Here is a 13,627-nt window from a genome sequence, read left to right as displayed (position 1 = left end):
AGCCGGCCAATTTCTGGCAGATTGATGCAAATCCAACTGTGGGAGCGAGCCTGCTCGCGAAAGCGGTGTATCTGCTCACAGAGATTTGAATGTGAGTACGCCATCGTGAACAGGCTCGCTCCCACAAGGGATCAATCTGATATGAGCCGGGCTCGGGAATCCATCAATTCGCCACCCGAACCCCACCCAGACTCCCGCTCAATTCATACGCCGCCAATTCCGCCTGATGCGCCGCCAGCAATTCTGGCAACGATCCACGCAAATACTCGACCCAGGTCTTGATCTTCGCATCCAGGTACTGGCGCGACGGGTAGATCGCATACAGGTTCAGTTCCTGGGAGCGGTAGTTGGGCATCACGCGCACCAGTGTGCCGTTGCGCAGGCCTTCTATCGCGGCGTACAGCGGCAGCACCCCAACGCCCATGCCGCTGATGATCGCGGTTTTCATCGCGTCGGCGGAGTTCACCAGGAAGGGTGAGCTGTTGATGGTGACCATTTCCTGGCCATCAGGGCCGTCGAAGGCCCATTTCTCCAGCGGAATCACCGGGCTGACCAGGCGCAGGCAGGCGTGGTTGAGCAGGTCGCTGGGTTTTTGTGCGCAGCCGTTGACTTTGACGTAGGCCGGCGAGGCGCAAACGATGCTGTAGGTGATGCCCAGGCGCTGGGAGACGAAACCCGAGTCTGGCAGTTCGCTGGCGAGGACGATGGACACGTCATAACCCTCGTCGAGCAGGTCCGGCACGCGGTTGGCCATGGTCAGGTCGAAGGTCACGTCCGGGTGGGTCTTGCGGTAGCGGGCGATGGCGTCGATCACGAAGTGCTGGCCGATGCCGGTCATGGTGTGCACTTTCAGTTGCCCGGCCGGGCGTGCGTGGGCGTCGCTGGCCTCGGCTTCGGCTTCTTCAACGTAGGCCAGGATCTGTTCGCAGCGCAACAGGTAGCGCTTGCCGGCTTCGGTCAGGGCGATGCGGCGGGTCGTTCGGTTGAGCAGGCGGGTTTGCAGGTGGGCTTCCAGGTTGGAGACCGCGCGCGAGACGTTGGCCGTGGTGGTGTCCAGTTGCACGGCGGCGGCGGTGAAGCTGCCGGCTTCGGCCACGTAACTGAAGGCGCGCATGTTTTGCAAAGTGTCCATGGGGGGCTCTCGGGTGCGATGGCAAATTGTGACACGAAGTTTCAGAGTCTGAGACCCCAGACTTAAGGATTATCTCGTTAACGGTAACAAAGATTCACAGGAATCCCAGCTTATCGCCCTTCAGGCCGCCCCATAGAATTGCGCAACTTGGCAAACCGGGGGCACGGCCCCAGCCGCACAACCTGTGGGAGCGAGCAAGCTCGCTCCCACAAATGCGGCGCTGTTTCCAAAAAACGTGTACCTCCCCCTATTTCAGGAAATCGCAGCAGTGCCGCGTCGCATCAGCAGAGCGCTTCAGCCGCTCAGTGTTTTGGCTTTAACCCTGGCAATCAGCGGCTGCATCGGAACCGGAGGTATTGCCCCACAGGGCAAGGCGCTGGAAGCCAACTCACTGGCTACCGACGAAGCGATCCAGAGCGCCGCGCAAGATGCGCACTGGCCCACCGCACAATGGTGGCAAGCCTACGGCGACCCGCAACTGAATCGCTGGATCGACCTCGCCCTGCAAGGCAGCCCGAGCCTGGCCATGGCCGCCGCCCGGGTGCGTCAGGCCAGGTCCATGGCCGGCGTGGCCGAAGCGGCCGAATCGCTGCAGATCAATGGCGAGTCCACCCTCAAGCGTCACAACTGGCCTACCGACCAGTTCTACGGCCCCGGTGAGCTAGCCAACAGCACCACCTGGGACAATAACGCCGCGCTGGGTTTCAGTTATGCCCTCGACCTCTGGGGCCGCGAAAGCAATGCCACCGAGCGCGCCGTGGACATGGCGCACATGACCGTCGCCGAGGCTCGTCAGGCCCAGCTCGAATTGCAGGACAACATCGTCCGGGTCTACATCGAGTTGTCGTTGCACTACGCCCAGCGGGACATCGTTGAAGCGACCTTGAAGCAGCAACAGCAGATTCTCGAACTGGCGCAAAAGCGTCTGGACGGTGGCATCGGCACCCATTTCGAAGTCAGCCAAGCTGAAACACCGTTGCCGGAAACCCATCGCCAGATCGATGCCCTCGATGAAGAAATCGCCCTGAGCCGCAACCAGCTCGCCGCCCTCGCCGGCAAGGGCCCGGGGGAGGGCGCGCAGTTGCTGCGGCCAACGCTGTCGCTGGGTGCGCCATTGAAGCTGCCGTCGTCGCTGCCGGCACAATTGCTCGGTCAACGCCCGGACGTGGTCGCCAGCCGCTGGCAAGTGGCGGCGCAGGCGCGGGGTATCGATGTCGCCCATGCCGGTTTCTACCCGAACGTCGATCTGGTCGGCAGCCTTGGCAACATGGCCACCGGCGGTGGGGCAATGGAGTTCTTGACCGGCAAGAAACTCAACTACAGCGTGGGGCCGGCGATTTCGTTGCCGATCTTCGATGGCGGGCGCTTGCGCTCGGAGTTGGGCGAAGCCTCGGCGGGTTATGACATCGCCGTGGCCAAGTACAACCAGACCCTGGTCAACGCCCTGAAAAACATCTCCGACCAGTTGATCCGCCGCGAGTCCATGGACAAACAGCAGGCGTTCGCCGCCGAGTCGGTGGCCACTGCGCAGAAGACCTACGACATCGCGATGATCGCCTTCCAGCGTGGCCTGACCGACTACCTCAACGTGCTCAATGCCCAGACCTTGTTGTTCAAGCAGCAGCAAGTGCAGCAGCAGGTTCAGGCGGCGCGCCTCAGTGCCCATGCCGAACTGGTGACGGCGTTGGGCGGTGGTCTCGGTGCCGGTATTGACGTGCCGAACGCCGAACAGACTCAAGTGCCGAAAACCCCGAGCCTTTTGCGTTGAACACGAACCCACAGGTCCTGAGTCTGACCTTATTTTTATTGAGCAGGATTTCATGACTCCCTTGCCCGCCCCTTTGCGCTGGCTGTACTCCCTGGAATGGCGCCGGGGTTTCTTCGACTGGGCACGCAGCGACGGCGTGACTTGGGTCTACATTTTCAAGGTACTGTTCGCGGCATTCCTGGCGTTATGGCTGGCCATGCGCCTGGAGCTGCCGCAACCGCGTACGGCGATGATCACCGTGTTCATTGTCATGCAGCCGCAAAGCGGCCAGGTGTTCGCCAAGAGCTTCTATCGTTTTCTCGGCACCCTGGCCGGTTCGGCGGTGATGGTCGCGCTGATCGCCCTGTTTGCGCAGAACACTGAGTTGTTCCTCGGTTCGCTGGCGATCTGGGTCGGTATCTGCACGGCCGGCGCCGCCCGCTGCCGCAACTTCCGCGCCTACGGTTTCGTCCTCGCTGGATACACCGCGGCGATGGTCGGCTTGCCCGCGCTGGCCCATCCGGAGGGGGCGTTCATGGCGGCGGTCTGGCGGGTGCTGGAAATCTCGTTGGGCATTCTCTGTTCGACCCTGATCAGTGCCGCCATCCTGCCGCAATCGGCTAGCGCGGCGATGCGCAATGCCTTGTATCAGCGCTTTGGCGTGTTCGCCCTGTTCGTCACCGATGGCTTGCGCGGACGCAGTCAGCGGGAGGCGTTCGAGGCCGGCAACGTGCGTTTCATCGCCGAAGCCGTGGGCCTGGAAGGCTTGCGCAGCGTGACTGTTTTTGAAGACCCGCACATGCGTCGGCGCAATGGCCGGCTCAGTCGCCTGAACAGTGAGTTCATGGGCATCACCACGCGCTTCAATGCCTTGCACCAGTTGCTCGAACGCTTGCGCAGCAGCGCGGCGGACACCGTGGTGGCGGCCATCAAGCCGGGTCTGCAGGACCTCGCCGAGTTGCTCGACGGCTTCAGCGGTCGTGCCCTGACCAGCGCCGATGCGGCGCGTCTGGTCATGGTGCTGAGCGCCTACAAGGAAGGTTTGCCAGCGCGAGTGCGCTGTCTGCGGGCAGCGTTCCAGCAGAGCGATCCGAGCGATGCCGAGCAACTGGATTTCCACACCGCGTACGAGCTGCTCTATCGCTTCGTCGACGACTTGTACGGTTATGCACAGACCCACGCCTCCCTGGCCGATCACAGTCACGAACGGGAGCGCTGGGACGAGCCGTTTACCCCGCAAACCAACTGGATGGCAGCGGCAGCATCGGGAATTCGCGCAGCGTTCATTCTGGCGGTATTGGGCAGCTATTGGGTGGCAACCGCCTGGCCGAGCGGGGCGACCATGACCCTGATTGCCGCCGCGACGGTGGGCCTGTCCGCCGCCACCCCGAACCCGAAACGCATGGCGTTTCAGATGGCGTGCGGGACATTGCTCGGGGCGCTGATCGGCTTCGTCGAGATGTTTTTCATTTTCCCGTGGATCGACGGATTTCCGTTGCTGTGCGTGATGCTCGCGCCGGTGATCGTGCTGGGCTCGTTCCTGACTTCGCGGCCGCAATACGTCGGCGTCGGTCTGGGTTTGCTGATCTTCTTCAGCACCGGTTCGGTGCCGGACAACCTCACGGTCTACAACCCCTACACCTTCATCAACGACTACATCGCCATGGTGCTGGGCATGCTGGTGTGTGCAGCGGCCGGGGCGATCATTCTGCCGCCCAACAGCCGCTGGCTGTGGCGTCGGCTGGAGCAGGATTTGCGCGGCCAGGTGGTGTACGCCATCAGCGGCAAGCTCAAGGGATTGGCGTCGAGTTTCGAAAGCCGCACCCGCGATCTGGTGCATCAGGCCTACGGCTTCGCGGCGGGCCAACCGCAAGTGCAGCGGGACTTGCTGCGCTGGATGTTCGTAGTGCTGGAAGTCGGCCACGCGATCATCGAGTTGCGCAAGGAACAGGCGATTTTGCCGGTGCATCCGGCCTATGCCGAATCCCGGCCGTGGCGCCAGGCGATCCGGGTGATGGGGCGTGCGCTGGTGCGGCTGTTCCTGCAACCGAACAGCAGCAATCTCGAACGCGCGCTGATTGCCGTCGATCACGCGATCAGCCGTGTGCAGTCCACCGACGAACCCTTCGCCCCGCACTTCGATACCTCGGCGTTGCGCCGGGTGAAGAGCTACCTGCACTTCATCCGCACCTCTCTGCTCGATCCGCAATCACCGCTCGCCGCCTTCGCAAACAGCCAGCCCCAAGGACTTGAACATGCCTCGTGAAATCGCCTTCCACGGCGTGTACATGCCGACCATGACCCTGATGTTTTTCATCGCCGCGGCGCTTTCCTGGGCGCTGGACCGGTTCCTGTCCGGGTTCGACCTGTACCGTTTTTTCTGGCATCCGGCGTTGCTGCGCCTGAGCCTGTTTACCTGTCTGTTCGGCGCGTTGGCGCTGACTGTCTACCGTTGACTCTCTATCACTGAGAATGCCCCGATGAAAAAGTTTTTCAGCCTGCTCGCGACCTTGCTGGTGCTGGCTCTCGCGCTGTGGATCGGCCGCTCCTTGTGGGAGCACTACATGAACACGCCATGGACCCGCGACGGCCGCGTGCGCGCCGATATCATCAACGTCGCCGCCGACGTCACTGGCGAAGTGGTGGACGTGCCGGTGCGCGACAACCAGCTGGTGAAGAAGGGCGATTTGCTGATGCAGATCGACCCCGAGCACTACCGTCTCGCAGTGAAACAGGCACAGAGTCTGGTGGCATCGCGCAAGGCGACCTGGGAGATGCGCAAGGTCAACGCCCATCGTCGCGCCGATATGGACAACCTGGTGATCTCCCGGGAAAACCGTGACGACGCCAGTAACCTCGCCGACTCGGCCCTGGCTGATTACCAGCAGGCCCAGGCGCAACTGGAAGCCGCCGAGCTCAACCTGAAACGCACTGAAGTGCGCGCGGCGGTGGACGGCTACGTGACCAACCTCAACGTGCATCGCGGCGACTACGCGCGCATCGGCGAGGCGAAAATGGCCGTGGTCGACATGAACTCGTTCTGGGTCTACGGCTTCTTCGAAGAAACCAAGCTGCCCCACGTGCGCGTGGGTGATAAAGCCGACATGCAACTGATGAGCGGCGAAGTGCTCAAGGGCCACGTGGAAAGCATCTCGCGTGGCATCTACGACCGCGACAACCCGGAAAGCCGCGAGCTGATCGCCGACGTCAACCCGACCTTCAACTGGGTACGCCTGGCGCAACGAGTGCCGGTGCGCATTCACATCGATGAATTGCCGGAGGGGGTGCTGTTGGCGGCGGGGATTACGTGTACGGTGGTGGTCAAGCAAGGTGATGGGGCATAACCCATTCCCCTGTAGGAGCGAGCCTGCTCGCGAAAAACCTGAGAGCGACGCGTGCTTTCTGAATGCCTGCGTTATCGTTGACGTCCATCGCGAGCAGGCTCGCTCCTACAGTTGATCAGCAAAACGTCTCCTGCAAATGCCGCCAAAGGATCTTGCCTTCCACCTTCTCGAACACCACGGTCGAGCGACGATCCGAGTGCAGTCCGGTGGCATCGGTCTGCTGTTCGCGGTAACTCACGGTCGCGCCACCGTCATGCAACGCAATACCACGCAACTCACTGAGCTCGATGCGGAACCCGAGCTTCTTGCCGCCCGCCAGCGAGAACAATTCGTTCAGCGCGTCAAAATCCAGCACCCGGCCGAGCGGCGAGACCATGGAGAACTGCGGCGAAAAACGTGTCAGCAGTTTTTCGAGTTCGCACGCGTCACGTTCTTCGGCCAGCCATTGTTCGATGGCCACGTGGGCCTGGATCACTTCGTCGGAATATTCGGTGTAGTCGGTCATGTTGATACCTGAATTCTGGGGTGTTTGTTCCGGCGCCATCGCGAGCAAGCTCGCTCCCACAGGGGGCATCTGGGGGGCATAGATGGCATTCATACCCACAATCCCTGTGGGAGCGAGCTTGCTCGCGATAGGGGCACCGTGGTCTCAGAGCTGCCCACGCAGCCCGAACCGCTTCATCAGCCCGGACTCGAGCCAACCCTTGGGCAACAAACCCGCCAGCAGCGGCAACGCGCGGCTGCCATTGCCCAGGCGAATCAGTCGCGGTGGCTTGTCCTGCTGCACAGCCTTGAGCAAACCGACGGCAAACTCACTGGCCGGGGTCGGGTTGTCCTGAGAGGCTTTGGCCCGGGCGCGTATGCCTTCGCGCAGCGGAAACCATGGCGACTGTTCGCTGATCAGTTGCTCGGCTTCGTGCCCGGCATTCCTGGCGAAACTGGAAGCGATGGCTCCCGGCTGGACTTCCATGACCCGCACACCGAACGGCGCCAGTTCCATGCGCAAGGCATCGCTCAAGGCATGCACGGCGGCTTTCGAGGCACAGTAGGCGCCGGCGAATGGCGTGACCAACACACCTGAAACGCTGCCGATATTCACAACCAATCCTTTGGTCCGGCGCAGCACGGGAAACATCGCGCGAGTGACGCCGACGATGGCGAACACATTGGTTTCGAACTGGCGCTGCATGGCTGGTACGCCACCATCGAGCAGCGGTCCCATGGCGCCATAACCTGCGTTGTTGATCAGCACGTCGAGACCACCGCGCTCCTGGTTGATGCGTTCGCTCAACTGCTCGAGGGCAACACCGTCGTTTACGTCAAGTTGCACGGCGGTAAATCCGGCAGCGCTCAGCATGGCAACATCTTCGGTCTTGCGCGCACTGGCCCAGACTTCATAGCCGGCGACTTTGAACGCGTCGGCAAGGGCGCGGCCAATGCCGCTGGAGCAACCGGTAATCAACGCAACGGGCATGGCGCATTCCTTGTGCAAAAAGGGGGGGAGGGATCAGTCGGAAAAGCTACCCTGCAATCGCTCGGCGCGAAACTCCAGGGTTTCCGGACGGTAGCCAGGGCGCAGTGGCGGTAGCGGCAAACAGTCTTCCCAGTTGCCACCGGCCTGCAGTTCACCAGGGCCACGATAGCGCGGGGCGGTGTATTGATTGTCGGCCAGGTTCACCGTATCGCCCGGTGCATAAGCCGCGACCCGCCAGCGCAACTCAGTGAGCGGCACGTCATTGCCGTTGTTCAGGGTCAATTGCAATGGGCGGTCGGCGGGACACTGCTGCGGTGCGTAACTGATGCGCAACTCCAGGCGTTGCAGTTGCTTGAGTTCGTGGTGGTCCATCCAGATGACCCAGGTGGCGACGATGCCCAGCCCCACGGCGGCGGCCACGGAAACGGGCAAGGCCTTGGCCGGATAGCGCAGCAACAGGATCAGCCAGGTGATGACCAGCAGGACGCCGATGAACATGACGTGAAATCTCGGGAATAGAGAGGGTCATCCTACCTAAGCGCAGGTGGGGTTGGCGATGGGCGATTCGGTGGTGTGCCGACTGGCCCCATCGCGAGCAAGCTCGCTCCCACAGTGTACCGAGCCGAGCACAAAATCCGTGATCAACCCAACACCCTGTGGGAGCGAGCTTGCTCGCGATGGGGCCAGGCAAGGCACTACAAAAACTCAGTACAAAAAAAGCCCCCGCCCAGCCTGCTGCGGATAGGGAACGCAGCAGGCTGGATGGGGGCTTCTGTTTTACTGAACGTTACTGCGCGATGGTTTTCACCGACACGCCACGCTCAACCGGCGTCGAGCGCCCGTAGATATCTTCAAACCGCTCGATATCGTCTTCGCCCAGGTAGCTGCCCGATTGAACTTCGATGATCTCCAACGGAATCTTGCCCGGGTTGCGCAAACGGTGAACCGAAGCGATCGGAATGTAGGTCGACTGGTTCTCGGTCAGCAGGAACACGTTCTCGTCACAGGTCACCTCGGCGGTGCCGCTGACCACGATCCAGTGCTCGGCGCGGTGGTGGTGCATCTGCAGGGACAGGCAAGCCCCCGGTTTGACCGAGATGTGCTTGACCTGGAAGCGGCCGCCCATGTCCACCGAGTCGTAGGAGCCCCACGGACGGTAGACCTCGCAGTGGTTCTGGGTTTCGCTGCGGCCCTGTTCGTTGAGGGTGTTGACCATCTGCTTCACGCCTTGGACCTTGTCCTTGTGGGCGATCATCATGGCGTCCTTGGTTTCGACCACGACGATGTTTTCCAGGCCGATCACCGACACGAGCTTGCCGTTGCCGTGGATCATGCAGTTGCGGCTGTCCTGGATCACCACGTCGCCTTTGGTGACGTTGCCGTTGGCGTCTTTTGCATTGACTTCCCACAGCGACGACCAGCAGCCGACATCGCTCCAGCCCGCGGTCAGCGGCACGACGCAGGCGCGTTGGGTTTTTTCCATCACCGAGTAGTCGATGGAATTGTCCGGGCAGCACGCGAAGGTGGCTTCGTCGAAGGTGATGGTGTCGGCATCCTGGTGGCTGCGCTCCAGGGTCAGCACGCAAGTGTCGTAGATGTCCGGATCGTGCTTCTTCAGCTCTTCAAGGAAGCGGCTGGCGCGGAACAGGAACATGCCGCTGTTCCAGAAGTAACCACCGGACTGGACGAACTCGGTGGCGCGCTTCACATCGGGCTTTTCGACGAAGTGCGAGACGCGGCTGACGCCTTCAGGCAGCAGCGAGTCGTTGGTCGACTTGATGTAGCCATAACCGGTTTCCGGCTTGGTGGCCGGCACGCCGAACAGCACCATTTCACCGTTTTCTGCGGCGACGGTGGCCAGGGCCAGGGCGCGTTGCAGGGCTTTCTGGTCTTCCAGCACGTGGTCCGCCGGCAGCACCAGCATCAGCTCGTCGCGACCTTCATTGACCAGCATCAACGCGGTCAGGGCCACGGCCGGCGCGGTGTTGCGACCGAACGGTTCCATCAGGATGCGCTGGGTTTCCAGCTTGCGCGCGGCCAACTGCTCGTTGACGATGAAGCGGTGGTCCTTGTTGCAGACCACGATTGGCGAATCCATGCCTTCGAACACCAGGCGTTCCAGGGTTTGCTGGAACAGGGTGTGTTCGCCGGTCAGGGCCAGGAACTGCTTGGGGAATTGCTTACGGGAAAGCGGCCAAAGACGTGAGCCACTACCACCTGACAAGATCACCGGAATCATGTTTTTACTCCTTGAAAATCGATTGGTTAGAGCTACTGCGTTCTGTCGTTTCACTCTTGTTTTTGTTCCGTGTCCGGATTGACGCCTCGGTCCTTGTGGGAGCTGGCTTGCCTGCGATGGCGGTCTCAAGGGCCTCATCGCGGGCAAGCCCGCTCCCACAGGGATTGGGTCAAGCCAGACGAATGTATTAGCGCGTCGACACCGGGCGTTTCACCCAGACCGGCGACAGGCTGCTGCCGCTGCCGGTGACGTACAGCACCGCGGCTTCACCGCGTTCCAGGGCGACCGGTTTCACGTCGCCGACTTTGGTGGTGCCGTCGTACAAGGCCAGGCTGACCTTGACCGGGTTGATTTCACGCTCGCCGCGACCCTTGGGTGCAACGTTCGGGACCACGTCGGTCTTACCGTCGGCGGTCTTCAAGGTCAGCGCCTTGTCGCTGAGGTTTTGCACGCGTACCAGGGACTTCTGTTTGTTCTTGAACGGCGGCTCTTCGATCAGTTGCGGGGCGCCGCTGGCGTTGTTGACCAGGGTGTAATAGTGGTCGCCGGCCAGTTTTACCGGCAGGGTCTGGCTGCCAACCTTGGCGCTGTAGTCGCCGCCCGGCATGAAGCTGAAGTCAGTGCTGGACAGTGGCGCGACGTCGCTCAGGTTGGTGCTGCCGACGGTGGCGCTGACTTCGGCGTTGCCGGCGTTGTAGATACGCACGAAGGTCGAGCCTTTCGGTGCGGTCGGGCCGTACAGGGCGGCGTCGCCTGCGGCGAAAGCCTGTACCGACAGCACGCTGAGGCCGGCAACCAGGGCAAAGCTTTTAGCGAGACGACGAGGAGTTGTAGTGAAAGTCATGGTGTACCTCTCTTTCAGTTTTGCGCCCGGTCGGGCGTCTCGGATTTAGTGTTTGCAGCTACGTTTTGTTGGCGGGCGCCGGCTTGTTTAAGCTCTGCGACCCACTGCGGGTCGGCGTCGCCGATTTCGTTGTTCACGGGCAGATATCGTTCAGGGAACTCCCAGATCAGCACCTGTGGCGGGCTGTTCTTGAAGGCGTCGCTCTTGAGGTAGCTGAGCATCGGCAGAATCGGGCCGTGGCCGTCTTCGGCGTAATTGACCACGTCGCTGTTCAGCGCTTGCTTGAGCGCACCGACGAAGTTCCAGTTGGGGTTGGCGCTGTAGCTGGTGCCGATCAGGGCCACCGGCACTTCGGTGTTGGCGAACAGCGCGTCATCACCGGCGGATTGATCTTCAGCCACGACCGTATTGCGCTTCTGCAATTGCTCCTGTTTAGGCATCAGGTTTTCGAACAGCGGGTCCAGTGGCAGGAACAGACGCAGGTCGCCCTTGTGCGTAATGGTTTCGGCAGGTTCAGTGACGAAACGCTGGGGCTCGCCGCTCAGCGGGTACTTGTCGGCAATGGTCCTGGCCAGACGGTTGGCGGCGATCTCGGCACCTTGCGGCGTCCAGTGGGTGTCGGTGCGCAGGAACACTTGCTGGCCATTCTGCTTGGCCTGTTGCAGGGGGCCGAGCAGGTCAGGGGCCGGAATACGGTCGGCGGCCAGGCGCTGGTGGAAGTCCTTGTAGAGGTTGGCGTGGATGCTCGCCGGTTTCACTTCACCGAGGTGTTCCGGGTACAGGCGCACCTTGGCCGGCACCACCGCCATCACCAGTTGCACGCCTTTTTCCTTCAAGGTCTGGCGTACGCCTTCGACCAGCGCGTAGTTGCCTTGCAGGTTCAGCTCTTCGTTGACTACCGGGTGGAATTCTTCATCGCTGTACAACCACTGGTCGCGACCGAGCACCACGCCCGGACGACCTTCGTTGAACAGTTTGAAATCCAGCGCGGCCCAGAGGTTGGTGCCCAGGCGTTTGATCGGGAACTCGTCGTCGTAGTGCGTTTCCACGGCTTTGCTCCAGCGGCCGTTGAGCACAGTCGCATCGGCGTTGGTGCTGAAGCCGAAGAAGCTGCGCACCGACCACAGACCGAGCACCAGCAAGGTCACCAGGAACAGCGCGATGTAGAAGATGCGTAATGAGCGGGTCATGGTCAGATCCCTCAGAACTGGAAGTAAAGGAACGGCGAGAAGCTCTGCGCCGAGAGTTTGAGAATCGAGGCAATGAACAGCAGCAGCACCAGCGCACGCATCACGTAACGCGACCAGTCAGCGGTCCAGTAGGCCGGTTGCACCTGGGCTTCGACGCCGACGGTGTAGCCTGGCTGGTGGATGCTCGCCGGGTTATCCCCAGGCACGGCCTTGATCGTTCCCGGTGTCGTAGCGGCCGGGCCGTCGGTGTCGACGCTCACGGCAGGCTTGGTCTTGACCGGAGGCTGGTTGGTGTAGAAGTCGCGCAGGCCGAAGAACGCCAGGGTCACGTAGGCCACGATCAGGGTCGCCACTTGCAGACCGGTGAGGCTGGCCTGGTTGAGTTCCGACAGCGACCAGTCGCCGAAGCTGAACATCGCGCCGTACATGCGCCCGGCGACGTGCAGGTTTTCCGCGCGGAAGATCACCCAGCCCATCACCACCAGCAGGAAGGTCAGTGCCCAGCGGATCGGGTTGAAACTGCGTGGCGAGGTGTTCAGGCCGATGGCTTTTTCAATCGCCAGCCACATGCCGTGCCACGCACCCCAGACGATGTAGGTGATGTTCGCGCCGTGCCACAGACCACCAAGCAGCATGGTCAGGAACAGGTTGCGATAGGTCATCAGCGTGCCTTTGCGGTTACCGCCGAGGGTGATGTACAGGTAGTCACGCAGCCAGGTCGACAGGCTGATGTGCCAGCGCCGCCAGAACTCGGTGATCGACTGGCTGATGTACGGCTGCTTGAAGTTTTCCATGAAGCGGAAACCCATCATCAAGCCCAGGCCGATGGCCATGTCGCTGTAACCGGAGAAGTCGAAATACAACTGCGCGGTATACGCCAGGGCGCCGAGCCAGGCATCGCCCGTGGTCGGGTTTTGCAGGGCAAAGCAGTGGTCGGCCACCACCGCCAGGGTGTCGGCGATGAAGACTTTCTTGATGAAACCCTGCATGAACCGCGTGCAGCCCTCGGAGAACTTGTCGAGGGTGTGGGTGCGGTTGTTGAACTGGTCGGCCAGGTCACGGAAACGCAACACGGGGCCTGCGATCAAGTGCGGGAAGATCGCCACGAACGCTGCGAAGTCGATCAGGTTGCGGGTCGCCGGGGTGTCGCCACGGTAGACGTCGATGATGTAGCTGATGGACTCGAAGACGTAGAACGAGATCCCGATCGGCAGCAGCACGTGGGTCAGGATGAAGGGTTCCAGGCCCACCGACGTCATCATTGCGTTGATGCTGTCGACGCCGAAGTTGGCGTACTTGAAGTAGCCGAGGATGCACAGGTCGACAGCCACGCCGAGCAGCAGCCAGCGCTGCGCCGGTTTGGTCCTGACCCCGGCGGCACCGACTTTCAGGCCGATCCAGTAGTTCCACAGCGTAACGCCGGCGAACAGCGCGAGGAAGTCCACACGCCACCAGGCGTAGAACACGTAACTGGCAATCAGCAGCAGCAAATTGCGATAGCGTTGCCCGCTCAGATAGTACAAGCCGAGGAAGATCGGCAAGAATAAAAACAGGAACACGTTGGACGAAAAAACCATCCCGATCTCTCCTTGTTTGAACCAACAGTCAAGGGCCAACGGCCCCCCCAAACCCCCCACGGAAATCCGGGGGGCTAACT

At 61.6% G+C, this 13,627-nt stretch carries 12 protein-coding genes; 4 read left to right on the top strand and 8 right to left on the bottom strand.

Features of this window, described 5'->3' with window-relative positions; translation table 11 throughout:
• Positions 1-163: 163 nt before the first annotated feature.
• On the bottom strand, positions 164-1,132 hold the full coding sequence (locus PSJE_RS12490; RefSeq protein WP_090457599.1) for a LysR family transcriptional regulator: 969 nt from the start codon (positions 1,130-1,132) through the stop codon (positions 164-166).
• A 268-nt stretch (positions 1,133-1,400) separates the two neighbouring features.
• Here PSJE_RS12490 and PSJE_RS12485 point away from each other — a divergent pair, with 268 nt between their 5' ends.
• Genes PSJE_RS12485 through PSJE_RS12470 form a run of 4 tightly spaced genes read left to right on the top strand, consistent with a single transcriptional unit; the run spans position 1,401 to position 6,223 of the window.
• A complete protein-coding gene (locus tag PSJE_RS12485; protein ID WP_090457597.1) occupies positions 1,401-2,900 on the top strand; it encodes an efflux transporter outer membrane subunit in 1,500 nt (499 codons plus the stop codon).
• A gap of 52 nt (positions 2,901-2,952) precedes the next feature.
• On the top strand, positions 2,953-5,145 hold the full coding sequence (locus PSJE_RS12480; RefSeq protein ID WP_090457596.1) for an FUSC family protein: 2,193 nt from the start codon (positions 2,953-2,955) through the stop codon (positions 5,143-5,145).
• Positions 5,135-5,335 (top strand): DUF1656 domain-containing protein, encoded by a 201-nt coding sequence (locus tag PSJE_RS12475; protein ID WP_090457594.1) that lies wholly within the window; start codon positions 5,135-5,137, stop codon positions 5,333-5,335. The genes PSJE_RS12480 and PSJE_RS12475 overlap by 11 nt, the downstream gene beginning before the upstream one ends.
• 24 nt (positions 5,336-5,359) lie before the next feature.
• Positions 5,360-6,223 carry an efflux RND transporter periplasmic adaptor subunit gene (locus PSJE_RS12470; protein ID WP_090457592.1) on the top strand — a complete coding sequence of 288 codons (864 nt, stop codon included), beginning with the start codon at positions 5,360-5,362 and terminating at the stop codon, positions 6,221-6,223.
• A gap of 115 nt (positions 6,224-6,338) precedes the next feature.
• Here the strand turns inward: PSJE_RS12470 and PSJE_RS12465 are convergent, their stop codons facing one another.
• From PSJE_RS12465 to PSJE_RS12435, 7 genes are all read right to left on the bottom strand, one after another.
• A complete protein-coding gene (locus PSJE_RS12465; RefSeq protein WP_090457988.1) occupies positions 6,339-6,728 on the bottom strand; it encodes a DUF4440 domain-containing protein in 390 nt (129 codons plus the stop codon).
• A 144-nt stretch (positions 6,729-6,872) separates the two neighbouring features.
• The gene (locus PSJE_RS12460; RefSeq protein ID WP_057713376.1) at positions 6,873-7,697 is read right to left on the bottom strand and encodes an SDR family oxidoreductase; all 825 of its coding nucleotides are present in this window, start codon (positions 7,695-7,697) and stop codon (positions 6,873-6,875) included.
• Between the two features lie 33 nt (positions 7,698-7,730).
• Positions 7,731-8,195, bottom strand: a complete 465-nt coding sequence (locus PSJE_RS12455; protein WP_057713377.1) for a hypothetical protein — start codon at positions 8,193-8,195, stop codon at positions 7,731-7,733.
• 289 nt (positions 8,196-8,484) lie between these two features.
• Positions 8,485-9,936, bottom strand: a complete 1,452-nt coding sequence (locus PSJE_RS12450) for a mannose-1-phosphate guanylyltransferase/mannose-6-phosphate isomerase (RefSeq protein ID WP_090457590.1) — start codon at positions 9,934-9,936, stop codon at positions 8,485-8,487.
• Between the two features lie 187 nt (positions 9,937-10,123).
• Positions 10,124-10,780 (bottom strand): alginate O-acetyltransferase AlgF, encoded by a 657-nt coding sequence (locus PSJE_RS12445; RefSeq protein ID WP_057713379.1) that lies wholly within the window; start codon positions 10,778-10,780, stop codon positions 10,124-10,126.
• A gap of 14 nt (positions 10,781-10,794) precedes the next feature.
• Positions 10,795-11,970 (bottom strand): alginate O-acetyltransferase, encoded by a 1,176-nt coding sequence (locus PSJE_RS12440; protein WP_057713380.1) that lies wholly within the window; start codon positions 11,968-11,970, stop codon positions 10,795-10,797.
• Positions 11,971-11,981: 11 nt separating this feature from the next.
• Positions 11,982-13,547, bottom strand: coding sequence for an MBOAT family O-acyltransferase (locus PSJE_RS12435; RefSeq protein ID WP_090457588.1), 1,566 nt, complete (start codon positions 13,545-13,547; stop codon positions 11,982-11,984).
• Positions 13,548-13,627: the final 80 nt, after the last annotated feature.

The sequence above is a fragment of the Pseudomonas jessenii genome (assembly GCF_002236115.1).
Lineage (GTDB): Bacteria > Pseudomonadota > Gammaproteobacteria > Pseudomonadales > Pseudomonadaceae > Aquipseudomonas > Aquipseudomonas jessenii.
The sequence above is the reverse complement of the archived record's forward strand: the minus strand, read 5'-3'. Positions and strand labels throughout refer to the sequence as shown.